The 23,683-nt window shown below is 70.5% G+C and carries 24 protein-coding genes and 3 tRNA genes; 18 read left to right on the top strand and 9 right to left on the bottom strand.

Features of this window, described 5'->3' with window-relative positions; translation table 11 throughout:
- Positions 1-30: 30 nt before the first annotated feature.
- Positions 31-765, top strand: coding sequence for an FkbM family methyltransferase (locus tag ABZS69_RS37660; protein ID WP_355380522.1), 735 nt, complete (start codon positions 31-33; stop codon positions 763-765).
- On the opposite strand, the gene ABZS69_RS37655 is transcribed toward ABZS69_RS37660, so the two are convergent.
- Positions 726-1,520 (bottom strand): helix-turn-helix transcriptional regulator, encoded by a 795-nt coding sequence (locus tag ABZS69_RS37655; protein ID WP_355380520.1) that lies wholly within the window; start codon positions 1,518-1,520, stop codon positions 726-728. The genes ABZS69_RS37660 and ABZS69_RS37655 overlap by 40 nt on opposite strands.
- A gap of 75 nt (positions 1,521-1,595) precedes the next feature.
- Between ABZS69_RS37655 and ABZS69_RS37650 the strand changes: the two genes are divergently transcribed.
- The 3 genes from ABZS69_RS37650 to ABZS69_RS37640 all read left to right on the top strand — a co-directional run bounded on the left by ABZS69_RS37650 (position 1,596) and on the right by ABZS69_RS37640 (position 3,208).
- Positions 1,596-1,976 (top strand): nuclear transport factor 2 family protein, encoded by a 381-nt coding sequence (locus tag ABZS69_RS37650; protein ID WP_355380518.1) that lies wholly within the window; start codon positions 1,596-1,598, stop codon positions 1,974-1,976.
- Between the two features lie 20 nt (positions 1,977-1,996).
- The gene (locus tag ABZS69_RS37645) at positions 1,997-2,521 is read left to right on the top strand and encodes a hypothetical protein (RefSeq protein WP_355380516.1); all 525 of its coding nucleotides are present in this window, start codon (positions 1,997-1,999) and stop codon (positions 2,519-2,521) included.
- Between the two features lie 144 nt (positions 2,522-2,665).
- Positions 2,666-3,208, top strand: coding sequence for an SDR family oxidoreductase (locus ABZS69_RS37640; RefSeq protein ID WP_355380514.1), 543 nt, complete (start codon positions 2,666-2,668; stop codon positions 3,206-3,208).
- A gap of 38 nt (positions 3,209-3,246) precedes the next feature.
- On the opposite strand, the gene ABZS69_RS37635 is transcribed toward ABZS69_RS37640, so the two are convergent.
- The gene (locus tag ABZS69_RS37635) at positions 3,247-4,803 is read right to left on the bottom strand and encodes a heparinase II/III family protein (RefSeq protein WP_355380512.1); all 1,557 of its coding nucleotides are present in this window, start codon (positions 4,801-4,803) and stop codon (positions 3,247-3,249) included.
- 225 nt (positions 4,804-5,028) lie between these two features.
- Here ABZS69_RS37635 and ABZS69_RS37630 point away from each other — a divergent pair, with 225 nt between their 5' ends.
- The gene (locus ABZS69_RS37630) at positions 5,029-5,625 is read left to right on the top strand and encodes an HD domain-containing protein (protein ID WP_355380510.1); all 597 of its coding nucleotides are present in this window, start codon (positions 5,029-5,031) and stop codon (positions 5,623-5,625) included.
- A 133-nt stretch (positions 5,626-5,758) separates the two neighbouring features.
- Here the strand turns inward: ABZS69_RS37630 and ABZS69_RS37625 are convergent, their stop codons facing one another.
- A complete protein-coding gene (locus ABZS69_RS37625) occupies positions 5,759-6,115 on the bottom strand; it encodes an antibiotic biosynthesis monooxygenase (protein WP_355380508.1) in 357 nt (118 codons plus the stop codon).
- A 135-nt stretch (positions 6,116-6,250) separates the two neighbouring features.
- Between ABZS69_RS37625 and ABZS69_RS37620 the strand changes: the two genes are divergently transcribed.
- Together ABZS69_RS37620 and gltX are read left to right on the top strand one after the other, a co-directional pair.
- Positions 6,251-7,027, top strand: coding sequence for a fumarylacetoacetate hydrolase family protein (locus ABZS69_RS37620; protein ID WP_355380506.1), 777 nt, complete (start codon positions 6,251-6,253; stop codon positions 7,025-7,027).
- Positions 7,020-8,393: a glutamate--tRNA ligase gene (gene gltX, locus ABZS69_RS37615; protein ID WP_355380504.1), complete on the top strand. Its 1,374-nt coding sequence runs from the start codon at positions 7,020-7,022 to the stop codon at positions 8,391-8,393. Before ABZS69_RS37620 ends, gltX begins: the two co-directional genes overlap by 8 nt.
- Positions 8,394-8,437: 44 nt before the next feature.
- Here gltX and ABZS69_RS37610 read toward each other — a convergent pair whose 3' ends face one another.
- Positions 8,438-10,405 (bottom strand): M3 family metallopeptidase, encoded by a 1,968-nt coding sequence (locus ABZS69_RS37610; RefSeq protein ID WP_355380502.1) that lies wholly within the window; start codon positions 10,403-10,405, stop codon positions 8,438-8,440.
- Positions 10,406-10,571: 166 nt separating this feature from the next.
- Here ABZS69_RS37610 and ABZS69_RS37605 point away from each other — a divergent pair.
- Positions 10,572-10,643 (top strand) — tRNA-Gln (locus tag ABZS69_RS37605).
- Positions 10,644-10,648: 5 nt separating this feature from the next.
- On the opposite strand, the gene ABZS69_RS37600 is transcribed toward ABZS69_RS37605, so the two are convergent.
- Entirely contained in the window at positions 10,649-11,575 is a 927-nt protein-coding gene (locus ABZS69_RS37600; RefSeq protein ID WP_355380500.1) for an alpha/beta fold hydrolase, read from the bottom strand.
- A gap of 92 nt (positions 11,576-11,667) precedes the next feature.
- On the opposite strand from ABZS69_RS37600, the gene ABZS69_RS37595 reads away from it, so the two are divergent.
- The 5 genes from ABZS69_RS37595 (at position 11,668) to ABZS69_RS37575 (ending at position 15,216) form a co-directional block, all read left to right on the top strand.
- Positions 11,668-13,176 carry a sensor histidine kinase gene (locus ABZS69_RS37595; protein ID WP_355380498.1) on the top strand — a complete coding sequence of 503 codons (1,509 nt, stop codon included), beginning with the start codon at positions 11,668-11,670 and terminating at the stop codon, positions 13,174-13,176.
- A 452-nt stretch (positions 13,177-13,628) separates the two neighbouring features.
- The gene (locus ABZS69_RS37590; protein WP_355380496.1) at positions 13,629-14,294 is read left to right on the top strand and encodes a response regulator transcription factor; all 666 of its coding nucleotides are present in this window, start codon (positions 13,629-13,631) and stop codon (positions 14,292-14,294) included.
- A 92-nt stretch (positions 14,295-14,386) separates the two neighbouring features.
- Positions 14,387-14,968: a hypothetical protein gene (locus tag ABZS69_RS37585; RefSeq protein ID WP_355380494.1), complete on the top strand. Its 582-nt coding sequence runs from the start codon at positions 14,387-14,389 to the stop codon at positions 14,966-14,968.
- Positions 14,969-15,049: 81 nt separating this feature from the next.
- Positions 15,050-15,125 (top strand) — tRNA-Glu (locus tag ABZS69_RS37580).
- An 18-nt stretch (positions 15,126-15,143) separates the two neighbouring features.
- Positions 15,144-15,216: transfer RNA gene (locus ABZS69_RS37575), tRNA-Glu, on the top strand.
- Between the two features lie 902 nt (positions 15,217-16,118).
- On the opposite strand, the gene ABZS69_RS37570 is transcribed toward ABZS69_RS37575, so the two are convergent.
- A complete protein-coding gene (locus ABZS69_RS37570; RefSeq protein ID WP_355380492.1) occupies positions 16,119-17,828 on the bottom strand; it encodes a hypothetical protein in 1,710 nt (569 codons plus the stop codon).
- 58 nt (positions 17,829-17,886) lie between these two features.
- Positions 17,887-18,603 carry an IclR family transcriptional regulator gene (locus ABZS69_RS37565; RefSeq protein WP_355380490.1) on the bottom strand — a complete coding sequence of 239 codons (717 nt, stop codon included), beginning with the start codon at positions 18,601-18,603 and terminating at the stop codon, positions 17,887-17,889.
- 239 nt (positions 18,604-18,842) lie between these two features.
- On the opposite strand from ABZS69_RS37565, the gene leuC reads away from it, so the two are divergent.
- From leuC to ABZS69_RS37545, 4 genes are all read left to right on the top strand, one after another.
- Positions 18,843-20,228, top strand: a complete 1,386-nt coding sequence (gene leuC / locus ABZS69_RS37560) for a 3-isopropylmalate dehydratase large subunit (RefSeq protein WP_355380488.1) — start codon at positions 18,843-18,845, stop codon at positions 20,226-20,228.
- Positions 20,229-20,243: 15 nt separating this feature from the next.
- Positions 20,244-20,831, top strand: coding sequence for a 3-isopropylmalate dehydratase small subunit (gene leuD / locus ABZS69_RS37555; protein ID WP_355380486.1), 588 nt, complete (start codon positions 20,244-20,246; stop codon positions 20,829-20,831).
- Positions 20,810-21,037 (top strand): hypothetical protein, encoded by a 228-nt coding sequence (locus tag ABZS69_RS37550; protein ID WP_355380484.1) that lies wholly within the window; start codon positions 20,810-20,812, stop codon positions 21,035-21,037. The genes leuD and ABZS69_RS37550 overlap by 22 nt, the downstream gene beginning before the upstream one ends.
- A gap of 100 nt (positions 21,038-21,137) precedes the next feature.
- Entirely contained in the window at positions 21,138-21,437 is a 300-nt protein-coding gene (locus tag ABZS69_RS37545) for an HU family DNA-binding protein (RefSeq protein ID WP_355380482.1), read from the top strand.
- 64 nt (positions 21,438-21,501) lie between these two features.
- On the opposite strand, the gene ABZS69_RS37540 is transcribed toward ABZS69_RS37545, so the two are convergent.
- Complete coding sequence (locus ABZS69_RS37540; RefSeq protein ID WP_355380480.1) at positions 21,502-21,741, bottom strand: hypothetical protein; 240 nt, start codon at positions 21,739-21,741, stop codon at positions 21,502-21,504.
- Between the two features lie 57 nt (positions 21,742-21,798).
- On the opposite strand from ABZS69_RS37540, the gene ABZS69_RS37535 reads away from it, so the two are divergent.
- Entirely contained in the window at positions 21,799-23,007 is a 1,209-nt protein-coding gene (locus ABZS69_RS37535) for an MFS transporter (protein WP_355380478.1), read from the top strand.
- Between the two features lie 15 nt (positions 23,008-23,022).
- Here ABZS69_RS37535 and cofC read toward each other — a convergent pair whose 3' ends face one another.
- Complete coding sequence (gene cofC / locus ABZS69_RS37530; RefSeq protein ID WP_355380476.1) at positions 23,023-23,658, bottom strand: 2-phospho-L-lactate guanylyltransferase; 636 nt, start codon at positions 23,656-23,658, stop codon at positions 23,023-23,025.
- Positions 23,659-23,683: the final 25 nt, after the last annotated feature.

Here is a 23,683-nt window from a genome sequence, read left to right as displayed (position 1 = left end):
GCTCCCCGTACGGTCCCTACCGTCGCCGGCATGAGGAGAGTGGAAGCCGTGGCCACGATGCTGCGGGCGGGGGCGGCGGTCTCGCTCGGCGAGCCGGAGCTGCTGGGCCTGGCCGAGTTCGTCCGGCCGGGTGCGGTCTGCTTCGACGTCGGGGCCGCCTACGGGATGTACACCTATCCGCTGGCCAGGCTCGCCGGGCCGGCCGGGCAGGTGCACAGTTTCGAGCCGCTGCCGGTGCCGTACCGGATCCTGGAGGCCGGGTGGCGGGCGACCGGGGCGCGCAACGTGCGGGTGACCAACGCCGCGCTGAGCTCGTCCACCGGATACCGGCGGCTGCGGCTGCCGTACCGGTTCGGCCTGCCCATCCACGGCTGGGCACACCTGGAGGAGGGGCTGAAGCATCCCGGCCGCTTCGCCGGCACCAGGACGTTCGAGGTCCCCGTGTACACCGTGGATCGGGTGTGCGAGCTGCGCGAGCTCCCGCGCGTCGACTTCATCAAGATGGACGTCGAGGGGTGCGAGGCGGAGGTGCTGAAGGGTGCGGAGCGGACCATCGAGCAGCACCGGCCCGCGCTGCTGCTGGAGATCGAGGACCGCCACCTCGGCAAGTACGGCAGGGACTCCGCCGAGGTCGCGGGCTCGCTGCTCGCGCGCGGCTACCGCATGCACGTCTGGCGCCACGGCCGCTGGAACCGGGCCGACCGGGTGAGCCCGCGCCGGCGCAACTACCTGTTCATCTCGGGCAGAGCCGAGCGCCGCAGGTAGGCGGCGGTCGTGGCGTCGGCGGGGAAGAGGGTCTCGATGGCGATCTCTTCGAGCGTGATGTCGAATGCCGCGCCGAACGTCGTGATCGTGCTGAAGAACGACAACTCGACCCCGTCGTGCCCGAGCCGGATGGGCATGGCGATGTCGGCGGGCCCGGCGGTGGGCGGGTCGTCCTCGGTGCCGTAGGACCGCAGCTCCTCGTACAGCGAGCTCAGCTCGGGATCCCCCGTGCGGGCGGCCTGGCGGGCGAGGCGGGGCAGCAGGTACGCCCGCACCTGCCCCAGGTTCCGCAGCCGTGGCGCGAACCCGCGCGGGTCCAGGCCCAGCCGCATCATGTTGACCGGCGACCTCAGGAGCGCCGGGTCGACGCCGTCCAGGAAGATCTCCATGGCCGAGTTGCTGAGCAGCACGTTCCAGTGGTGGTCCACGGCGACGGCCGGGAACGGCTCGTGCCCGCGCAGCACCCCCTGGATGGCCTCGTACGCCTGGGCCAGCTCCGGGTCCTCCAGCGGACGCCGCCGGTAGGCGGGGGCGTACCCGGCGGCGACCAGCAGCCGGTTGCGCTCACGCAGGGGGACGTCCAGGTGCTGGGCCAGGTGCAGGAGCATCCGGCGGCTGGGGATCGTACGCCCTGTCTCGACGAAGCTGACGTGCCGGCTGGACACGTCCGCCCGGATGGCCAGGTCGAGCTGACTCAGGCGGCGACGCCGGCGCCATTCCCGCAACAACTCGCCGACGGCGCGATCCCCATCCATCCTCCAGTTCTATCGGGTGGCAATTACCAGGGATGTAATCGACCGTCCTGGCCGGGGGCCGGGATGGTGGTTCGCATGAGTGAGAACGACATCGCCGAACGCAACAAGGAAATCGTCCTGCGCGGCTTCTCGGAGTTCGCGGCGGGCAACGTGGAGATACTTCGCGGCCTGCTCCGGGAGGACTTCGTCGAGCACAGCCCGGGGAACCCGTCAGGCAGGGACGCGTTCGTCGAGTTCATCAAGAGCTCCCCGGTGGCCGGGGCGAGGCTCGACCTCAAGCGGGTCGTCGCCGAGGGCGACCACGTGGTGCTGCACTATCACATGGTCCCGCAGGGAGAGGGGCACGGGATCGCGGTCGTGGACATCTGGCGGATGGTGGACGGGCAGATCGCCGAGCACTGGGACGTGGTGCAGCCGGTGCCCGACCCCGGCGAGATCCCGAACGGGATGTTCTGACGCGGTGCTACCGTCGCGTGGTGGCGGAGGGAGTGCGGCGCTGTCGCTATGTCGGCCCGGCCGAGGTGCTGGCGGCGGTACGCGCGGATACCGTCGGCCAGGTGATCAGGACGCGGGAGGGCCTCGCCGCCTGGCTGGGCGAACGCGGGCGCGCCGAGCTGGGCGAGCCCTTCACGTTCGTCGTCGACCTGGAGGGCGACCTCAGACTGGCGCCGCGCCGCAGCGAGCACGTGGCGTGCGCCGGTGGTGAGCCGGTCCTGAGCGCGGGGGAGATCCTTTTCGCCGAGGGGCCGACCGGCTGGGCGGTCGAGGAGGCCAGTAACCAGTCGACGGGCTACTGCCCGGAGGGCGGCTCCTGGCCGGCGGTCGGCGCCGCGCTGGACCGGGCCGGTGTGCCCCATCCCGGCCGGTTCACGGTCGAGATCGTCTTCCGCCGCTGTCCGCGGTGCGGGGAGCGCAACGTGGTCAGGGACGACCACTTCTTCTGCGCCATATGCGAGGGGGAGCTCCCCGAACGCTGGAACTTCGACGCGGGCTCACCCTGATCCGGGTACGGCTCACGACGAGGCGCCGACCAGCAGGGGCCAGACCGTCGCCGCGAGCTCCTCGGGCGTGCCGGGGCAACCTCGCCGCACCCAGTCCGCGGCCACCGACAGCAGCGCTCCCGCGATGAACGCCGCCGGAACGTCATGAGGGATGTCCGCGGGATCGAGCGGTTCGGCACCGTGGACATCCTGGTCAACAACGCGATGGCCGCACGCGTCGGGGTGCCGCTGGAGGAGATCACCGACGAGGATCTCGAGCTGGCGTTCCGCACCGGCCCCATGGCCTCCGTGTACTTCATGCGGGCCTGCTTCCCCCACCTCAAGGGCGGGGGCCGGGTGATCAACCTGCGGTCGGGATCGGAGATCCAGGGGCTGGTCGGCTACGGCGCGTACGTCTCGGCGAAGGCCGCCGTCGGCGGGCTCACCAGGACCGCGGCCCGCGAGTGGGGCGCCCACGACATCACGGTGAACGCGATCTGCCCCTTCGCGCTGAGCGAAGGGGCGAAGTCCTACTTCGACACGCGGCCGGACGAGCTGGACGCGGCGCTGTCCGGTCTGTCACTGCGGCGCACCGGTGACGCGGAGGCCGACATCGGCCGCGCGGCCGTCTTCCTGGCCGGGCCGGACGCCTCGTTCATCACCGGCTGCTCGATCATGGTGGACGGCGGCGGTTCTTTCCTGGGCTGACGGGTGGACGGGCACCGGCCGGTGCCCGTCCCTCATCGCTAGAACGCCTTGGCGGAGAACGAGACTCCGTCCACCGTGACCTTCCCGCCCGAGCAGGACACCTTGGGCGAGTCCGTCCCCGGCACGATCACCGTCAGCAGCGACTGCGCCGCCGGCGACACCACCACGTTGGTCGGGAGCTTCGACAGGTACGTGGGCGAGACCCAGCCCACCTTGCCCCCACGCTCGACCTTCTGCCCGCCGACCCGGTCGCACGACGACGAGAACTGCAGCAGGGTGACCTTGAACTTGCCGTCACCGAGCACGACCTTGCCCCCGCCGTTGGACACGAGCTTGAGCGACGGGTCGAACCGCCAGAGGTTCTTGATCTTCTTGCCGCCCGACGCCGTGTCCAGCACCGCCATCAGGTCCTCGCCGTGGTTCACCAGGACCGACCTGGTGCGGCTCACCCCGTACGCCTTGTCGGTCAGCTTGAACGACTGCCGGTCCTTGCCGTACTTCGCCGCCACGAGCTTGGAGGGGGTACGCGGCTTGAAGCGGGACCCGACCACGGTCGGCACGTTGTGCGCCTCGGGCGAGAGCGTCCAGTAGCGGTAGGCGCTCTTCTCGTAGGAGTGGAAGCCGCCGTCCACCAGCAGGTTGCGGCCCTCGGCATAGTACGTGACGCCCAGGTGGTCCTCGTGGCCGTGGAACTTCAGCCCGGGCCCGTACCTGATCGAGTAGTACGCCGACTCGGGCTTGCCCCAGGCCGTGCGGCCGAAGACGTAGCCGGCCCGGTACGCCTTGACCTCCTGCTTGGGCGTCCCCGTCTCGATCTTCGGCTCGGTCTCGGCGGTGCCGTCGCCGATGGGCACCATGTAGCCGGTCGGCATGGTGGCGTGGGCGATGAAGTCCTTCATCGCGTCGGCCCGCTTGGCGATCTCGCCGGGCACCGTCCTGCCGCACGCCTTCATGTTGGTCATCGCGACCTGCAGCCGGCTGTAGACGTACACCGCGTAGCGGGGCGCCTGCTCCATCAGCGCGCCCTGCGCGTCGACGTCGAGCTTCACCGTGCCGGTCAGCCGGCGGGAGGCCAGGGCCGCCCAGTCCTTGCGGCCGTACCTGCAGCCGATGCCCATGAGCGCGATGTCCTGGTCGATGCCGTGGTTGTGGCCCTTCTTGTAGAGCCGCGAGTCCGACAGGAGCTTGGCGTGGTCGGCCAGGCTGTCCTTCAGCCAGCTCTCCTTGACGTGCATGCTCAGGCAGAGCAGCGGCTGCGTGCGCAGCGAGACGGGGTGGTCCTTCCACACGTACGGCTTGGTGCCGCGCGCTCCGGGCTTGTTGTTCGCGACCCAGTCCTTGGCGATCTCGGTGGCCCGGTTCAGGTAGTCCTTGTCACCGCTGTTCTCGTACGCGACGACCAGCCCGCCCATCCAGCGCAGCGACTGGAACACGAACTCCCACGAACGGTTCCGGTACGGGCTCGCACCCCAGTTGATCTTCTTGCCGAGCTTGTACGCGGGCAGCCCGACCAGCGAGATCTCGCCCTTCATGACGTCGTCGGCCGTGGGCGTGCCGGGCAGCCAGTCGCCCTGACACTCCGCGGTCCTGGTCACTTTGTCGGCATGCGCGGGGCTCGATAACCCGCCGAGCGCCAGAAAAAGGGCAAGAGGTATCGCGAGGCGGCGCACGCCAGTTCCTTTCGGGACAAAAAGTGAGGGCGGAACATGCTTTCCGAATCGCGATCAATGGGTCAAGTTGAGTGGCGGATTCGTTAGATGCTCGATGCGCCCCCGGTGTCCCGGATGGCAAAGCCGTACCTGGCGCGACATGCTGGTGCGGTGACATTCGACGACCTCGTGATCCCGGACACACCCGCCTGCCGCGGGGCGCTTGAGGTGGCCACCCGCTACCACACGCCCTCGCTGCTCAACCACTCGATCCGGGCCTACCTGTGGGCGGCGGCGTACGCGCGCGGGCACGGCATCGCGTTCGACGCGGAGCTGCTCTACGTGTCGGCCATGCTGCACGACCTGGGGCTGGTGGCCGAGTTCGACAGCCACTCGGTGCCGTTCGAGGAGGCGGGCGGCGACGTGGCCTGGGTCTTCTGCGCCGGCGCCGGCTGGTCGCCCGAGCGTCGGACGCGTGCCCGCGAGGTGATCATCCGGCACATGTGGGACGAGGTGCCGGTGGAGGAGGACCCGGAGGGGCACCTGCTGGAGCTCTCGACCGGCATGGACATCTCGGGCCGCCGTACGGAGGAGATCCCCGAGGCGATCCGGCGCGAGGTCCTGGAGCGCCACCCGAGGCTGGAGATCGCCAAGGAGTTCGGGGCGTGCGTCTCGGAGCAGGGCGCGCGCAAGCCGTCCAGCCTCGCCGGCCAGTTCGTCCGCGCCGGCATCGTGGACCGCATCGCCCGCAACCCGCTGGACGCCTGACGGTCCCGCCCGGTCCCCGGCCCCAAAAGCCAGGCCCCAAAGCCGGGCCAAAACGCGGCCCGAAAAGCGCGGCCCGAAAAGCCCGATCCAAGAGGCCCGGCCCCGAAGAGCCGGGCCGCGGGGGCCGGTGCCGCTACGACTTGGGGCCGGTGCTCTCGGCGACCTCGAAGGTCCACACCTCCGAGCCGGTCGCCGCAGGCCCCTGCCCGTGGCCGTGACCCTGCCCGTGGCCCTGCTCCTGGGCGGCCTGCGCCGCCTGGGCGTGCCCGCGCCGGAAGGCCTCACCCTGCTGCCAGTTCTGGAAGTCCTCCTCGCTGCGCCAGCGCGTGTAGACGAGGTAACGCTCGGTGCCCTCCACCGGCCTGAGCAGCTCGAACCACTCGAATCCGTCGGCCGACTCCACCATCCCCGCCCGGTTGGCGAAGCGCCGTTCGAGCTCTTCGCGCATGTCGGCGGGCACGTTCAGGACGTTGATCTTCACGACGGACAACGGGACCCCTCTCGTCGGCGCACCACCCGGTGCGGAGCAGGTGAAAGGTCCAGGCTAACGCGGGCATGATCCCGTCGGCGCGGCACGGGGTACGTGTTGGGCGGAGCCTGGCGGTGGCGGCGATAGCCTTGTCAGGTGCGTATAGCGAGGTTCTCCACAGGCGAAGGCGTGTCGTTCGGCGTGGTCGAGGGCGGCCCGGGCGAGGAGTTCGTCTCCGCGGTCGCCGGTCACCCGTTCGGCCAGGTGCAGTTCACCGGCGAGCGACACCCGCTGTCCCAGGTGAAGCTGCTGGCCCCGATGCTGCCGAGCAAGGTGATCGCCATCGGCAGAAACTACGCCGAGCACGCGGCCGAGCTGGGCAACGAGGTGCCCGAGGAGCCGCTGATCTTCATGAAGCCGTCGACGTCGGTGATCGGCCACGGCGAGAACATCGCGTACCCCACGACGCTGTCCGACCGCGTCGACTACGAGGGGGAGCTGGCCGTGGTGATCGGCAGGCTGTGCCGCGAGGTGCCGGTCGAGCGGGTCAAGGACGTCATCTTCGGCTACACCTGCGCCAACGACGTCACCGCCCGCGACCTGCAGAAGAAGGACGTGCAGTTCACCCGGGCCAAGGGGTTCGACACGTTCTGCCCGCTGGGGCCGTGGATCCAGACCGACCTCGACGCGAGCGACCTGGCGCTGACCACCACGGTCAACGGCGAGATCCGGCAGAGCGGCCGCACCAGCCAGCTCATCAACGACATCCCCGCGCTGGTGGCCTACGTCAGCGCGGTCATGACCCTGATCCCCGGTGACGTCATCCTGACCGGCACCCCGGCGGGCGTCGGCCCGCTCGAGATCGGCGACGAGGTCAGCATCGGCATCGAAGGCATCGGCACACTCACGAACAAGGTGGTCTCCCGTGACTGAAGTACGGGTGCGGTTCGCCCCGTCCCCAACCGGCATGTTCCATGTGGGCGGCGCCCGCACGGCGCTGTTCAACTGGGCGCTGGCCGAGCAGTCCGGCGGCCGCTTCGTGCTGCGCATCGAAGACACCGACGCGTCGCGAAACCGTCCGGAGTGGACCGAGGGCATCATCTCCGCCCTCGACTGGATCGGCATCAACGGCGGCAACCCGGCGTTCGAGGGCCCCTACTTCCAGTCGGCGTACGAGGCGCAGCACCGCGAGGCGGTGGCGAAGCTGCTGGCCGACGGCCGGGCCTACTACTGCGACTGCACGCGCGAGTCGCTGGTGGCCCGCACCGGCTCCGAGCACCGGGGCTACGACGGCCACTGCCGCGGCCGGGGCCTGACCGAGGGCGCGGTCCGCTTCCGCACCCCCGACGAGGGCGTCACGGTCGTCGAGGACCTCATCCGGGGCAACGTGGAGTTCCCCAACGAGGCGCAGGAGGACTTCGTCATCGCCCGCACCGACGGCTCGCCCCTCTACGTGCTGGCCAACGCGGTCGACGACATCACCCAGAACGTCACCCACGTCGTCCGCGGCGAGGAGCACCTGGGCAACGCGGCCAAGCAGATGCTGCTGTGGCCGGCGCTGGGCGCCACGCCGCCGGTCTGGGCGCACCTGCCGGTGATCGTCAACGAGCAGCGCAAGAAGCTGTCCAAGCGCCGCGACAAGGTGGCCCTGGAGGACTACCGCGCGGAGGGCTACCTCGCGGAGGCCATGGTCAACTACCTGATGCTGCTGGGCTGGGGGCCGGGCGAGGACCGCGAGATCATGCCGTGGTCCGAGATGATGCCGCTGTTCAAGCTGGAGGACGTCAACTCCGCCAGCGCGTTCTTCGACGAGAAGAAGCTGCGCGCGTTCAACGGCGAGTACATCCGGGCGCTGCCGCTGGAGACGTTCGAGGAGCGCTGCGCGCCCTACCTCGACCTCTCCTGGGACCGCGAGCTGTTCAGCAAGGTCGCGGCGCTGGCCCAGACCCGCATCGGGGTGCTGTCGGAGATCCGGCAGAACGTCGACTTCCTCTTCCTCGAGGAGCCGGTCTTCGACCAGGCGTCCTGGGACAAGGCGATGAAGAACTCCCCGGTGGAGATCCTCACCGACTACCTGGCGCGGCTGGAGACGGTCAGCTGGGACCCCGAGTCGCTCAAGGAGGCGCTGGAGGAGGTCGGCACCGCGTACGGGCTCAAGCTCGGCAAGGCGCAGGCGCCGGTCCGCGTGGCGATCACCGGCCGGACGGTGGGCCTGCCGCTGTTCGAGTCGATCGAGGTGCTCGGCCGTGCGCGGGTGCAGGAGCGCCTGCGCGCCGCCCTGGAGCGGCTGAAGGGCTGATCTGATGCCCGGCGGCCCGCAGGGCGGGCCGCCGGAGCACAGGCTCAGTCGAGGCCGCGGCGGACGAGCAGCGGCTGGATGCTGGGCTCGCGCCCGCGGAAATTGCGGAACGCGGTCAGCGGGTCGAGGCTGCCGCCGCGGGAGAGCAACTCGCGGCGGAAGTGGTCGCCGTTGGCCCGGGTGAGACCGCCGTTCTCCTTGAACCACTCCACGCTCTCCGCGTCGAGCACCTCGCTCCAGATGTAGGAGTAGTAGCCGGCGCTGTAGCCGCCGGAGAAGATGTGCGCGAAGTAGTTGGTCCGGTAGCGCGGCCCGACCTGTGGCATGGCGATCTGGGCGGCCTCCAGGGCCGCGGACTCGAACGCCTCGGCGTCGGCCACCGTCTCCCCGGGCGCCAGCTTGTGCCAGGCCCAGTCGAGCAGGGTGGCGGCGAGATATTCGACGGTCTTGAAGCCCTGGTTGAACTTCTCCGCCGCCGTCAGCTTCTCCACCAGCTCGGCGGGCATCGGCTCGCCCGTCTCGTGGTGCCTGGCGTAGTTGGCCAGCACCTCGGGCCAGGTCGCCCACATCTCGTTGACCTGTGACGGGTACTCGACGAAGTCGCGCGGCACGTGGGTGCCCGACACGCGCGGGAAGCGCACCTGGGAGAACAGCCCGTGCAGCGCGTGCCCGAACTCGTGGAAGGCCGTGTTCACCTCGTCGTACGTCAGCAGCGTCGGCCCCGAGGCCGGCTTGGTGACGTTGAGGTTGTTGATGACCACCGGCAGCTGCCCGAACAGGAACGACTGGTCGACCAGGTTGTTCATCCACGCGCCGCCGCGCTTGGTCGCCCGCGCGTACGGGTCGAGCACGAACAGCCCCAACCGGCTCCCGTCCTCGTTGGACACCTCGTACACCGTCACGTCGGAGTGGTATCCGCCCAGGTCGGGCCGCTCGGCGAAGGTGAGGCCGTACAGCTTCTCCGCCGCGAAGTAGATGCCGTCACGGTAGACCCGGTCGAGCTCGAAGTACGGCCGCATCTCGTCGGCGTCGAAGTCGTAGCGGGCCTGGCGCACCTTCTCGGAGTAGTACGACCAGTCCCACGGCTCGATGTCGAACCCGGCCTGCTCCGACAGCGCCTCGGCCTCCTTCCGCGCGTTGCGCACGGCGGGGGCGACGAGCTGGCCGAGCATCTCCTCGACCGCCTCGACGGTCTTGGCCGTCTGGTCGGCCACCACGTACGCCGCGTGGCTGGGGAAGCCCAGCAGCGCCGCCCGCTCGGCCCGCAGCCCCGCCATCGTGGCCGCCAGCCCGAAGTTGCCCGGCGCCCGGCCGACGCTCAGCTCGTACAGCCTGCGGCGCACGTCGCGGTCGGTGAGCTGGGCCAGGCCCGGCTGCGCGGTGAAGTTGAGCAGCGGCAGGACGTACTCGCCGTCCTTGAGCAGCGACTCGATCTTGGCCTGGTCGAAGCCGTCGAGCTCCTTGGGGTCCGCCACCACCAGCGCCGACTCCGTCGAGGCCTTCAGCAGCGTCTGCGCGAACTCCGTCGAGAGCTTCGACAGCTCCTCGTTGAGCTGCCGGAGCCGGTCCTGGTCCGGCTCCGACAGGTCGGCGCCGGCCCTGATGAAGTCCTCCCGGTACTTCTCCAGCAGCCAGGCCTCCTCGGGGTCCTCCGTGGTCACCTGTTTGATGCGCGCCCACAGTGCCCGGTTGAGCCGGATCGCGTCGCCGTGTCTGGTCAGCTGGGGAGAGATCGCCTTCTCGATCTCCATGACGCCGTCGGAGGTGTTGGAGGCGGCGATGGTGAAGAAGACCGTGGCCGTGCGGTCGAGAATCCGTCCCGACCGCTCGAGCGCGGCGATCGTGTTGTCGAACGTCGGCGTCTCGCTGCTGTCTGCGATGGCGCCGACCTCCGCCAGCTGCTCCGCCATGCCGCGCTTGAACGCGGGCAGGTAGTGCTCCTCGCGGACGTCGGCGAAGGGCGGCAGCTCGTACGGCAGGTTGCTAGCGGTGAAGAACGGGTTACCGGCCAACGGTGGGGCTCCTCCACGTGGTGTTTTGTCCTCTTCAGCTTGGCACGTGAGGGCCTGTGCTGTGGGCGGTGGACGGCACGTTGGCTATTCGTTTTGGTCTTAACCCCGGAGCTGGGCTATTCTTTCGGACGTCGCCGAAGCGCACCTCCCAGAGGTTCGCAAGCGGTGGGGTATGGTGTAATTGGCAGCACGACTGATTCTGGTTCAGTTAGTCTAGGTTCGAGTCCTGGTACCCCAGCATTATCATTTCGCCACTTTGTGCAGGATGTCGGTAATCAGCCGGTACGTTCTAGCCGTCGGCGCATGCGAAGCCTCCACCGAGTAAACCTTGAACTTGTTGCCTGGCGTGGTCGCGTCCGCTTCCTTGATCATCCGGTCCTGCAGTGCGAGCGGGATCACCTTGTCCCGCGTGTGCCTGATGTAGACGCGCGGCACCCGCCCCCACGCTTCCTTGCGCCCCCGGGCGTCGGCGCTCCCCACCTGGAGACTCTCATCCGGCAGCAACGTGTTCAGCATGGCCAGGAGCTCGCCCTCGCTCGCCTCCGCCATGAACGCCGCCCTCACCGCGTCCAAGAACTTCCTGTCGTTCGTGCGCCAGTTCATGCGGATCGCGCCGATCACCCTCGGGTCGGCGATGATGCCCGACGCCACGCCGGCCGCCAGGCTCTCCTTGCCCTCCGGCGTCGCCAGATAGTCGTTGGGCGAGCTCAGCTTCGTGCAGCAGAACGCGGTGTCGTAGACGAGCAGGTCGATCAGGTCGGGCACCGCGTCGGCCGCCTTCGTGATGGTCGCGCCGCCCAGGCTGCCGCCCACCAGGATCACCGGGCCGTGCTTGGCGACCCGGCGCACGACGTCCACCGTGGCCTCGACATAGTCGTCCAGCGTGATGCCCGCCACCGGCGACGGCAGCGTGGCCAGCTTCCCCAGGTCCTGCGGGGCCTGGTAGGCGAGGTGAAACTGCTCCTCGGGGCCGTGCCCCGGCAGGTTCACGCCGACGGTGCGGTGGCCGCGCAGCGTCAGCTCGGAGTCGCCGCTGGCCACGCCGTTCGAGCCGGTCACGAAGACGTACGTGGTCACTTCCCTCTTGCGCCCGGCGGCCGAGACGCCCACGGCGCCCGCGCCCGCGACGGCGGCGTACTGGAACATGTCCCTACGGGTCGGAATACTCATGTCTCGATGTTCGCCCAGCTCAGAGCGGATGCGCATCGCCTGGCCGGCTCGTCGTGCGGTGGACGCCCGGCATCCACCGATCGGTTGACGACGTGCCCGGGCCCGATCTCATGAGCTGGCTCGACGGGCGCGAACGCTGGGCCTTCCTGTGCCTGGCCTACGGGCTGCTCGGGATCTCCTCGACCGCGGCCGCCCTCGCGGACGCGCCGTCCAGCGGCGCACCCTGGCCGCTCCTGCGCTGGCTGGCCGGCCCCTTCGCGGTCTGGCTCGCCGAAACAGCGGGCCCAGGCTGGGCGGCGACCACCGACGCTCTCGCGACCGCCGGTCCGTGGTCCGGTGACGGCTTCGCGACGGCTGGTTCGTGGTTCGGCGGTGGTTTCGCGACGGACGGCCCGTGGTCCAGTGCCGGTCTCGCGACGGGCGGTTCGTGGCTTGGCGGGTCGGTCGCGGACTTGGGCTCCGGCCCGGCGTCGTACGCGCCGTGGTGGCCGGCGGTCGCGCTGGCCGCCGCGGTGTGGCTGGCGCCGATCGGCTGGCTCCACCCCCGCCGCGACACGCACCGCGCGCTCGTCGTGGGTCACTACCTCGTGCTGATCGCCCTCGCCTGCGCGCTGACGGCCGCGAGCCCCGTCTTCGTCGTCTTCGCCTCGATCGGCTACCCGCTGGCCATCGCCCTGCTCCCGCCCCGGCTGATCATGGCGGGCGTGACGCTCACCGCCGTCGTCGTCGTGACGGCCCAGGCGGGCCCGGGCGCCCAGGGCACCCTGTTCACCGTGATCGCGGGCGTGGCGCTGCCGCTGGTCGCGGCCGGCTGGTACGTCTCCGGCGAGCACGACAAGCGCCGCCGCCTGGTCGAGCGCCTGCGCGCCGCCATGGCCGAGAACGCCTCCCTCAACACCCGGCTCCTCGACCAGGCCAGGCGGGCGGGCGTGCGCGACGAGCGGCACCGCGTGGCGGGCGAGATCCACGACACGGTCGCCCAGGACCTCGTCGCCCTGATCGGCCAGCTCAACGCCGCCGACCGCGCCTCCCAGACCGAGTCCCGCCGCCGCCACCTCGACCAGGCCGCCGAGCTGGCCCGCCGCAGCCTCTCCGAGGCCCGCCGATCCGTACGCGCCCTGCGCCCGGAGCCGCTGGAGACTTCAAGGCTCCCCGACGCGATCACGGACCTGGCCGAGTCGTGGTCGCGGTCGGCCGGCGTACACCTGACCCTCGAGATCACCGGCACCCCGGTCGCCCTGGCCGCCCCCATCGAGGACACCCTGTACCGCGTGGCCCAGGAGGCACTGGCGAACGTCGCCAAGCACGCCAGAGCCACCAGGACGGGCCTGACTCTGTCGTACACGGACGAAACCATCCTCCTCGACATTCGCGACGACGGCGCCGGTTTCGACCCGCAGAAGCCCGCTGACGGCTTCGGCCTGGACGGCATGCGCCAGCGCACCCACGCCGTCGGCGGCACCCTCCACCTCGAAGCCGCCCCGAACCAAGGCACCACCATCGCCGCCGAGATCCCCGCCATCCCCGCCGAAGGCGACCCGCGAGACGACCAGCAAACCCCACCCCCGCCCTCAACACCCCTTGACCGAAGCCACCACTGAGGCCACCCCCGCCACACGCCCTCTCAACGCCCTCCCCTGATCGGAGCCCCACGAGGCCGCCCCCGCTGCGTGTCCCCTCAACGCCCCGCTCACCCCGCCCCTCGACCGAGGCCATCAGCGAGGCCGCTCCAGCCGTGCGTCGTCTCAACGCCCGCCCATCCCGCCCCTCGACGGAAGCCACTCACGAGGCTTCCTCCACCCGCGCAGACGCGCCGGTGGGCAGCAGCGCCGCGGTGCCCTTGCGACGTGGCACGGGATGTTGCACGAGGACCCGGCGCTGCGCTGAGGCGGCAAGCCATGAAGGCACCCTTGTGGCGCAGCATGGGGCGCTGGAGTGCCGTGGCATGGGACGGCTGGGCCGGTTTGATCGGTGAGCCGGTGGCGGGGTCTTCGGTGGGGGCGTGCCTGACACGTGGTCGATCGGCCTTGGCCCGAGCCGACCTGGAGGGGCGATGGATGAGACGCTGACGGGGGAGGGACGAGTGTCGGCCGGAGGGGGAGAGATGCGGCTGAGGCTGCTGATAGCGGACGATCACCCCATCGTGCGCGACGGCCTGCGCGCCGCACTCGGTGGTGAGCCCGACCTGGAGATCGTCGGTGAGGCGGCCGACGGCGCGGAGGCCGTACGCCTGGCCGCCGAGCTCGGGCCCGACATCGTCCTCATGGACCTGCGCATGCCGGGGATGGACGGCGTCACCGCGATCCGCCGCCTCAGCGGCACGGGTCCGCGGGTGCTGGTCCTGACCACGTTCGACACCGACGTAGTGCCCGCCCTCGAAGCGGGCGCCACCGGCTACCTGCTGAAGGACGCTCCGCCGGAGGAACTCGTACGCGCCGTCCGCGCCACCCACCGAGGCGAGACCGTCCTCGCCCCCGCTGTGGCCGGACGCCTCGCGGAGGCCCTTCGCAGGCCCGCCAGGGGGAAGCTCAGCAAGCGGGAGTTGGAGGTCCTACGCCTGGTGGCGGGAGGATCCACGAACAAGGAGGCGGCGGCCAGCCTGTTCATCAGCGAGGCCAGCGTCAAGACCCACCTTCTGCACATCTACGCCAAACTCGACGTCCGCGACCGCGCCTCAGCCGTGGCCGAGGCCTACCGCCGCGGCCTCCTCACCGGCTGACCCACTCGCCTTACCCGAGTTGGTGGGTGAGGGGCGTGTGGTGGTGATGGGGTGGAGTCGTGGCAGTGGTTTGGGTAGAGTCCGCCCGACTTATGGATGAGTTTCGCATTCGCGCGGGCAACTTCCCGCGCTTCGTCGCCCCGTTCGTCGCTCCCCTCGCCCTCTTCTTCGCCGTCTGCCTCCTCCTCGGCGCCATCTTCACCGGCAGCACCCCGCTGGGCGCCGTCATCGGGGCGCTGGCCACCGCTGCCCTGCTGGCCGTGCTCGTGGCCAAGCACCGCCGCCTGACCACGGGCACCGTCGTCCGCTTCTCCGCCGACGGCGTGGAGCTGACCGACTCGTACGGCTTCCGTGTCCGCCTCCGCTGGCCCGACCTCACCAGGATCGACGTCGTGGACACCCAGCTGGGCAGCCCCAGGCGCCTCGGGCGTCCGGGCGGTGTGCGGGTACGGGTGGAGCCGTTGCGTTCGGTGGGGCTCGTCGGGTGGGGCGAGCGGACACTGCCGCCGCGTGCGCCGGGCTGGATGCGCGAGCGGCTGGCCCGGGTTCCCGTGGACCCGGTCACCGGTCGGCCGGAGGTGGCGATCCCGCTTGGGGAGTTCGACCCGCTTTGGGAAGGCGGGGCGATGGGGGACTGGGTTCGCCGCCACAGGCCCGATCTGATGGGCCGTTAAGCAGTTTGGAGTGGTCTCCGGGGTGCGGTAGAGTTACCTGCGTTGCCGGGGGAGATCCCGGCACCAGCAGCTTGTGGACAGGGTCCCGTCGTCTAGTGGCCCAGGACGCCGCCCTCTCAAGGCGGTAGCGCCGGTTCGAATCCGGTCGGGACTACCACTGTTACAAGCCCACGAAGGTCCCGTCGTCTAGTGGCCCAGGACGCCGCCCTCTCAAGGCGGTAGCGCCGGTTCGAATCCGGTCGGGACTACGTTCACCCCACTCGCTCCGGAGCGCACAGCCCCGGGGCGTTTTGCTTTTCCGACGGCTGACGACCTCGCAAGCGGGCACCCGTACCGGCGGCAGCCGACCGCACCTCACGGTCGTCTCTCCGATCAGAGAGCCTTGCCGTTTGCGGCGAGTGGTCGACGCACGAAAGCGTGAGCCCGAAGGAGCCCCGCCACGTGCGGTGGGTCGGCCCGGGGAGCGAAGGACCGGAGAGACCCGAGATACCCGCGATACCCGAGATGTCCGGCCCCGGGCGTGTGGGGGCTGCCCGCCGTGAGCGCGCGAGACTCAACAGGCCCGGCCACAAGCGCTGAGACGCTCGCCCGAGCTCTGCTGGTCCCGAGGTCTGCTGGTCCCGAGGTGGCAGGTCCTCTGCGGCGGTGGTGCTTGCTGCGGGCGTGGAGGGCTCCGAGGGGCTGGGCCGCGCGTGGTGGGTTGCCTGCCCGTGACGTCGTGAGGCCCCAAGGGGTCGGCCCTGCGTGATGCGTGCGGCTCCCTGAGGTGTCTGGCGTTGCGCGGCGCGTGTGGGTCCCTGAGGTGGGGGGCTGCGCGGTTTGTGCGGGTCCTTGAGGTGGGGGCGAGGTGCGGTGCTTTCGGGTGGTTCCTGAGGCGTCTGGCTTGGCGTGGTGTGTGCGGGCCGCTGGGGTGCTTGGGTCTACGCGGTGTATGTGGGCCCTGAGATGTCTGGCTCGGCGTGGTGTGTGCGGGGGCCTGAGGGGTTCGGCTCTGCGGCGGTGGGTGGGTTGCTCGCTGTGAGTGTGCACGCCCCGAGGAGCTTGGCCGTGGCCCGGGATGTGACAGGACCCGGGTGTCGGGCGTGGGGGTGCCAGGAACGGCGGAGGCCCCCGTCGCAGTTCGCGGCGGGGGCCTCCGAAGAGCGGGATGTCACACCGAGCGGGCCTTGAAGAGGGCGCGGCGGGCCGCCTTGGCGACCTGCTTGTCCGGGTGGACCTGGGAGATCAGGTCCAGCAGCTCCTCCACGTGCGCGTGCGGAATCCGCCAGATCACCTCGAGCAGGCTGTTGACCATCTCGGGCCCGATGTCCCGCAGGCTGCTCACGAACTCCGAGCGCCCCAGCCCGGCCGAGATCGTCCACATGTCCAGGATCAGCCAGTGGGTGTCGTCCTGGGTGGGCTCGGGTGCCCCCGGGACCTCCAGCTGGCTCAGGTGCGTGGCCGCGTACGGCCGGAGCGAGGGCTGTTTGAGCGCCGCCTGCCAGGCCGGGATGGCGGCCTCGCCGAGGGTGCCGACCACGCTGGCCGCCTGCACCCTGATCAGCGCGTCGCTCTCGTCCTCGGCCGCCGCGTCCAGCAGCTCCTCGGCCGCCTTGCCCGGCTCCCGGAGCCGCATCCAGGCCGCGAACTCCGCGTCCGCCTCGTCCTCGGGCAGCTCGGCGCTGAGGGCCAGCAGCTCGTGGGCGCTCATGGACTCGATCGCGGGCCGCGCGTCCACCTCGATGTCGGCGTCGTCCACCAGGTGGACGACGCCCTCGGTGCCGAGCGGCGTGAGGCGGAGGGTGCTGCCGTCGACCTCGACCATGCCGTACCCGACGAGCCAGTCGATCGCGGGGGCCAGCGGGTCGCCGGCCGCCTGCCACGCGTCGGAGCCCAGCTCGTCGAGGTCGGCGGCCGACTCGGCCAGGTCCTGGGCCAGCTCCTCGAGGTCGCGTGAGCCGCCCGCCAGCAGCAGCCTGACCAGCAGGCCCCGGGTCAGGCCCGCCAGCGCCATCGTGAGGTCTTCGTCGCTCAGCTCCGGGTCGCCGTAGTCGACGGAGTGGAGCCCGAGCATCCAGGCGTCGAGCACGTCCTCGTCGTCGTCGAACGGCCACTCCGAGGTGTCGTCCTGCACCGCGACCGTGTTGCCCTCGCCGGGCTGGAGGAACTCCAGGTCCACGGCCAGGTTCCAGATGTTCCAGAGCTGCGGGACGGCCTCGGCGATGGGGCCGTCGGCGTCGGGCCTGGGCAGCCCGACGGCGGCCAGCGCCTCCTCCACCTCGGTGTCGGAGAGGAGCGTGTCCTCGCCCACCCGGCGGCCGGATCCCACCCAGAGGGCGAGGTCGCGGGCCTTGGCCACCAGCGGCGCCTGCCGGGCCGCCTCGGCGAGCTCCGAGTCGGGCCGCAGCCGGATCGTGTCGAGCTCGGCGAGGTCGTCCGCGAACGGCTCGAAATCGCCCAGATCGCCGACCTCGTCCTCCCCGTCGTCGCCCTCGGTGTCGTCAAGCAGCTCTTCCATCAGGTCGACGAACTCGTCTTCGACGTCGTCGAGCTCCTCCTGCAGATCGGCGAGGGAGTCGGAGTCCTTGCCCAGCCTGCCGGTCTGGGAGAGGAAGGTCAGGTACGCGTCCACGGCCGGGAGCATCCCGTCGGCGGCTGCGTCGGGATCCTCCACGACCTTGGGCATGCGGTCGAGCAGCAGGTTGCGCAGGTCGGCGCGCTTCCACGTGCCGAGGTCCTGCGAGAAGGCGAGACGGTGCCACAGTGCGGCGGGCCCCACGAGCTCGGGGTCGCTTCCGGGGGCGTTCGCACGCGCCCACATGATGAACTCTTCGAGCAGGGGTCGCAGCTCAGTGGCGGCTACCTCGATGCGATCTGTCACGCACTCAGGCTAGTGCGCCCACGAGGCACTCGGCTCCCCAAATACCTGGTTTCGCCGATCATGACGTGCGACGCATTGCCTCTGTTATACGTTCGGCCGCGGCCATGACGGGCACCGCGTGGAGCCGCCCCGGCGCCCTCGTGAGGCGTTCGATGGGGCCGGAGACCGAAACGGACGCGATCACCTTGCCGCCGCTGCCCCTTATGGGCGCCGACACGCTGGCCACCCCCTGCTCGCGCTCGCCGACGCTGTGGGCCCAGCCACGGCGCCGTACGGAGGCGAGGGTGGCGGCGCTGAACTTGGCGCCGCGCAGGCCGCGGTGCAGCCGGTCAGGCTCCTCCCACGCCAGCAGTATCTGCGCCGCCGAGCCCGCCGTCATGGGCAGCGCGGAGCCCACGGGTACGGTGTCCCGCAGGCCGCTCGCGCGTTCGGCGGCGGCGACGCAGACGCGTTCGTCGCCCTGGCGGCGGTAGAGTTGCGCGCTCTCCCCGGTGAGATCCCTGAGTTGCATGAGCACGGGGGCGGCCACCGCCAGCAGCCGGTCCTCGCCGGCTGCGGTGGACAACTCGGAAAGCCGGGGGCCCAGTACGAACCTGCCCTGTGTGTCACGACTCACAATGCGGTGATGCTCAAGTGCGACGGCCAGCCGGTGGGCCGTGGGGCGGGCCAGACCGGTGGCCTGGACGAGCTGCGCCAGTGAAGCGGGTCCCGCTTCGAGGGCATTGAGTACAAGAACTGCCTTGTCGAGTACTCCGACTCCGCTAGAGTTGTCCATACACCGATACTGCCGTCTCGACATATGAGAAGGCAAGTCGGAGGCAAACTCCCGCCGCCGCGAGGAGCGCCGGTCTCGGGACCGAGGAACGATGGGAGCGTAGCGACCGGAGTGACGAGGGAAGAGACCGGACCCGAGCGACAGGCAGGTGGGAGCGCTGGTCCCCCGGAGCGGCGACCGGCGGGACCGGGCCTGAGCAAGCGGTGCGATGGCGCGTCGCGAACAAACAGGAGGAGATCATGGGCCGCACATTGGCCGAGAAGGTCTGGGAGCAACACGTAGTCCGGCGCGCCGAGGGCGAACCGGACCTGCTCTACATCGACCTGCACCTCATTCACGAGGTGACCAGCCCGCAGGCGTTCGACGGGCTTCGTCTCGCCGGCCGGAAGGTGCGGCGGCCTGATCTCACGATCGCCACCGAGGACCACAACGTGCCGACCGTGCTCGGCCCGATCTCCGACCCGGTGTCCAAGACGCAGGTCGAGACGCTGCGCAAGAACGCCGCCGAGTTCGGCATCAGGCTCCATCCGATGGGCGACGCCGGTCAGGGCGTGGTGCACATCATCGGCCCGCAGTTCGGGCTGACGCAGCCGGGCATGACGATCGTGTGCGGCGACTCCCACACCTCGACGCACGGCGCGTTCGGCGGCATCGCGTTCGGCATCGGCACCTCCGAGGTCGAGCACGTGCTGGCCACGCAGACGCTGCCCGCCTACCGGCCGAAGACGATGGCGATCGAGGTCTCCGGCGAGCTGCCCGCGGGCGTGACCGCCAAGGACCTGATCCTGGCCATCATCGCCAAGATCGGCACCGGCGGCGGCCAGGGCTACATCGTCGAGTACCGCGGCGAGGCCGTCCGCAAGCTCTCGATGGAGGGCCGCATGACGGTCTGCAACATGTCCATCGAGGCGGGCGCCCGCGCCGGCATGATCGCGCCGGACGAGACCACGTTCGAGTACCTGAAGGGCCGCCCGCACGCGCCCGAGGGCGAGGCGTGGGACCAGGCCGTCGAATACTGGAAGACGCTGCGCACCGACGACGACGCCGTGTTCGACAAGGTCGTCGAGATCGACGCCTCGACGCTGACCCCGTACGTCACGTGGGGCACCAACCCGGGCCAGGGCCTGCCGCTGGGCGAGGCCGTCCCGTCCCCGGAGAGCTTCTCCGACCCCGTCGAGCGCTCCGCCGCCGAGCGGGCGCTGGAGTACATGGGCCTGACCGCCGGCACGCCGCTGCGTGAGATCGAGGTCGACACGGTCTTCGTCGGCTCGTGCACCAACGGCCGCATCGAGGACCTGCGCTCGGCCGCCGAGATCCTGCGCGGCCGCAAGGTGAAGACCCGCACGCTGATCGTCCCCGGCTCGATGCTGGTCAAGCTGCAGGCCGAGCAGGAGGGCCTGCACGAGGTGTTCAAGGCCGCCGGCGCCGAGTGGCGCGAGGCCGGCTGCTCGATGTGCCTGGGCATGAACCCCGACACGCTCCAGCCCGGCGAGCGCAGCGCCTCCACCTCCAACCGCAACTTCGAGGGCCGCCAGGGCAAGGGTGGCCGCACCCACCTGGTGTCGCCGCAGGTCGCCGCCGCGACCGCCGTCACCGGCCGTCTCACCGCGCCCGCCGACCTGTAAAGGAGACCTGGACCGATGGAAGCATTCACCACCCACACCGGTACGGCGGTGCCGCTGCGCCGCAGCAACGTCGACACCGACCAGATCATCCCGGCCGTCTGGCTCAAGCAGGTCAGCCGCACCGGCTTCGAGAGGGGCCTGTTCGCGGCCTGGCGCGAGGACCCGACGTTCGTGCTGAACGACCCGTCCTACGAGGGCGGCTCGATCCTCGTCTCCGGCCCCGACTTCGGCACCGGCTCCTCGCGTGAGCACGCGGTCTGGGCGCTGCAGCAGTACGGGTTCCGCGTCGTGATCGCCGCCCGCTTCGGCGACATCTTCCGCAACAACTCCACGAAGATGGGCCTGCTGCCGGTCATCCTGCCGGGCGACAAGGTCGAGGCGCTGCAGGCGGCCGTCGAGGCGGACCCGAAGCTCGAGATCACCGTCGACCTGGCCGAACGCCAGGTCCGCTGGGCCGATGAGGTCGTCGCGTTCGAGATCGACGACTACACCCGCTGGCGGCTGATGGAGGGCCTCGACGACATCGGGCTGACCCTGCGTCACGCCGACGAAGTGGCGGCGTACGAGAATGGTCGGCAGCCATGGCTGCCGACGACCGTCTAGAAGACGACGAACTGGCGCGGCGGTTGCGCGAGGCGCACCGCCGCGTCCGCATGCTTCCCGCCGCCGAGAAGGACCGGCTGGCCCGCCGCTACCTCGCGATTTGCGACCTGGCGAAGCGGGATCCGGAAAGGGCCGCCGCCCGGCTCGACGCCTTTCTGGCCTCTCTCGACACGCCACGTAGTGAGGAAAACGCGCTAGGTGATTGAGTTCATCCGCGATCCCGCCTACTTTCAAAGCCCGTAAGGGGTTTCTACGGCGAACTCGTGAGCTGGAACCCCGAGCCGTAACTGGGGGAGCAGGACTTTCATGAACAAGCGAGAACTCGTCGAGGCCATCTCTGATCGGGTGGGCGACAGGAAGACGGCCACCGAGGCCGTGAACGCGGTCATCGACACCATCCAGAAGGCCGTGGCCAGCGGCGACAAGGTCTCGATCACGGGCTTCGGCGCATTCGAGATGGTGAACAAGCCCGCCCGCACGGCCAGGAACCCGTCGACGGGCGCGGAAATCAACGTCGCGGAGAGCTGGGGACCGAAGTTCCGTCCGGGCTCCGACTTCAAGGAGCTGGTCAACCAGGGCGGCAAGAAAATCGGCAAGAAGAGGTAAACCCATAGCACGAGCACGCCCGGGCCGTCGGCCCGGGCGTTTGCATTTTCAGCCGGCAATCCCGTTACTCGGAATCGCCCGCCGGCGGCCGGCCGCCGAAGGCGTCGGGGACCGGGAAGGTCGAGAGCGTGACGTAGGCGATCTGCCCGCCGGACATCCCGAGATTGACCCGCTGCCCCGTGCGCAACAACCGCAGCGGCCCCGCGTCGAAGGCGGGCGTGCCGAACTCCAGCACGGTCCCGTCGTCGAGGAACACCGTCCCCGAGCGCGTGGCCTCGTCGAAGCTGCGTACCGTTCCCTGCACACTGATCAGCGTAATTCGTTTGCCCCATGCCCGGCCAGGCCGTAAAGATCGAGAGATATGGGGCGTATGGGCGACTTCTGGCGGTTTGCATGGGCGAACGCCATCACGCAACTGGGCACGCAGGTCACGGTGGTGGCCCTTCCCCTGACGGCGCTCCTCGCCCTGGACGCCGGGGCCTTCCAGCTCGGCCTGCTGTCGGCGGCCCAGATGCTCGCCTTCCTGCTGATCGGGCTGCCCGCGGGCGTGTGGGTGGACCGGTCGCGGCGCCGCCCGATCCTCATCTGGTCCGACGTCGCGCGTGGCGTGGCGCTGCTCTCCGTCCCGGTGGCGGCCTGGTTCGACGTGCTGACGCTGCCGCAGCTGTACGCGGTCGCCCTCGTGCTGGGCGTGGGCACGGTCTTCTTCGACGTCGCCCACTTGAGTTTCCTGCCCGCCATCGTGACCAAAGAGCGCCTCGAACGCGGCAACGGCGTTCTGGAGGTCACCAGGAACACCTCGCTGCTCGCGGGACCGGGCGTCGGAGGCTGGGCGGTGGCCGTGTTCACCGCGCCGATCGCGCTGCTCGCCGACGCCGTCAGCTATCTCCTCTCCGCGCTCCTGCTGTCACGCGTGCGGGCCGAGGAGAGCCCGCGGCGAAGCGAACGGAGGCTGCGCCAGGAGGTGGCGGAGGGCATCAGGTTCGTCGCGGGAGAGCGGGTGCTGCGCAGGGTCGCGGTCGGGGGCGCGCTCGTCATGACGGCCAACGGCATCTCCACGGTCGGCTTGCCGCTCTACCTGGTCAAGGAGCTGGGAGTCGGCTCCGCCCAGTACGGGCTGCTGCTGTCGGCCGCCGCCGCCGGCTCCCTCGTGGGCGCCGCGCTGGTGGCCCGCGTCACCGCGCGCTTCGGCAGCGGCCCCACCCTGTACGGCTCCGCCGTCCTGGCGACCGTGCTCTACCTGCCCGCGCTGGCGACCGGCCCCGGCTGGGGGCTGCTGATCTTCCCGGTGGCCTCGTCGTTGTTCGGCGTGGTGACTTCGATCTTCGGTGTGGCCCAGCTCAGCTACCGCCAGCGCATCACGCCCGACCACCTGATGGGCCGGGTCAACGCCAGCATGCGCTTCCTGATGTGGGGGGCGTACCCGCTGGGCGGGGTGGCCGGCGGCGCACTGGGGGAGTGGCTCGGCGGCTACGCCGCCTTCGCCGCGGGCGTGGCACTGATGGGCCTGTCGCACCTGGCGGTGGCGACCGCGCCCGCCATCATGAAGACACCCGCGACCGTCTCATGAGCCCCGCCCACGAGCTCATGAGCCGGGCCACAGCTCGGCGACCACCGCGGCCGTGTGGCGGCCCAGGCCCAGAGCCACGGCCGCGCGCAGGTCGTCGGGCGTGTCCACGTCCCGCCGCACCGAGTCGATCCCCGGCACGCACAGCTCCTTCGCCCCGCCCGCCAGGTGCTTGGCCCGCGACTCCCCGCCGAACCTCGGCGTGAACGGCATCCCCGGCCGCACCCCGTAGAAGGTCGTCCCGACGTCGAGCGCGTCCGGCACGAAGGCCTGGTCGAACTCGGCGGCGGCCGCCAGCACCGTCCCCAGCTCCGCCGGCCGCAGGGCGGGCAGGTCCGCCTGGAGCGCCCCCACCGGGTCGCCGGGCGCGACGCGTACGGCATGGGCGGCCCCGGTGCGCAGGGCGGTGTTCAGGCCGCGGTCCGGGTCGGGCACCACCTCGGCCCCCAGCGCGCCGAGGGGGCCGGCGGCGGCGGGGTCGGCCGTCACCACGATCACCCGGGCGACCCACGCGCACGCGAGCGCCGCCGACACCGTGTCACTGGCCACCGCCACGGCCAGTCTGGTCCGGTGCGGGCCCGTGGCCGCCGCCAGCCTCGTCTTCGCCGCGACCAGCGTCTTCACCGGGACCACGAGTGACCAGCGGATGCTCATAGTCTTAAGCATCCCGCCTCGACAT

Origin of the sequence: Nonomuraea sp. NPDC005650 (assembly GCF_040605375.1) — a bacterium.
GTDB lineage: Bacteria > Actinomycetota > Actinomycetes > Streptosporangiales > Streptosporangiaceae > Nonomuraea.
Note: the sequence above shows the minus strand (reverse complement) of the source record. Positions and strands in the feature narration are given on the sequence as shown.

Bases quoted from the DNA above. Each gene is read 5' to 3' on its own strand.
- ABZS69_RS37585 (WP_355380494.1), top strand. From the start codon at position 14,387: ATGGATGAGTTTCGCATTCGCGCGGGCAACTTCCCGCGCTTCGTCGCC.
- leuC (WP_355380488.1), top strand. From the start codon at position 18,843: ATGGGCCGCACATTGGCCGAGAAGGTCTGGGAGCAACACGTAGTCCGG.
- leuD (WP_355380486.1), top strand. From the start codon at position 20,244: ATGGAAGCATTCACCACCCACACCGGTACGGCGGTGCCGCTGCGCCGC.
- ABZS69_RS37550 (WP_355380484.1), top strand. From the start codon at position 20,810: ATGGCTGCCGACGACCGTCTAGAAGACGACGAACTGGCGCGGCGGTTG.
- ABZS69_RS37565 (WP_355380490.1), bottom strand. From the start codon at position 18,603: ATGGACAACTCTAGCGGAGTCGGAGTACTCGACAAGGCAGTTCTTGTA.
- ABZS69_RS37545 (WP_355380482.1), top strand. From the start codon at position 21,138: ATGAACAAGCGAGAACTCGTCGAGGCCATCTCTGATCGGGTGGGCGAC.
- cofC (WP_355380476.1), bottom strand. From the start codon at position 23,658: ATGAGCATCCGCTGGTCACTCGTGGTCCCGGTGAAGACGCTGGTCGCG.
- ABZS69_RS37655 (WP_355380520.1), bottom strand. From the start codon at position 1,520: ATGGATGGGGATCGCGCCGTCGGCGAGTTGTTGCGGGAATGGCGCCGG.
- ABZS69_RS37590 (WP_355380496.1), top strand. From the start codon at position 13,629: ATGGATGAGACGCTGACGGGGGAGGGACGAGTGTCGGCCGGAGGGGGA.
- ABZS69_RS37660 (WP_355380522.1), top strand. From the start codon at position 31: ATGAGGAGAGTGGAAGCCGTGGCCACGATGCTGCGGGCGGGGGCGGCG.
- ABZS69_RS37650 (WP_355380518.1), top strand. From the start codon at position 1,596: ATGAGTGAGAACGACATCGCCGAACGCAACAAGGAAATCGTCCTGCGC.
- ABZS69_RS37535 (WP_355380478.1), top strand. From the start codon at position 21,799: ATGGGGCGTATGGGCGACTTCTGGCGGTTTGCATGGGCGAACGCCATC.
- ABZS69_RS37640 (WP_355380514.1), top strand. From the start codon at position 2,666: ATGAGGGATGTCCGCGGGATCGAGCGGTTCGGCACCGTGGACATCCTG.
- ABZS69_RS37600 (WP_355380500.1), bottom strand. From the start codon at position 11,575: ATGAGTATTCCGACCCGTAGGGACATGTTCCAGTACGCCGCCGTCGCG.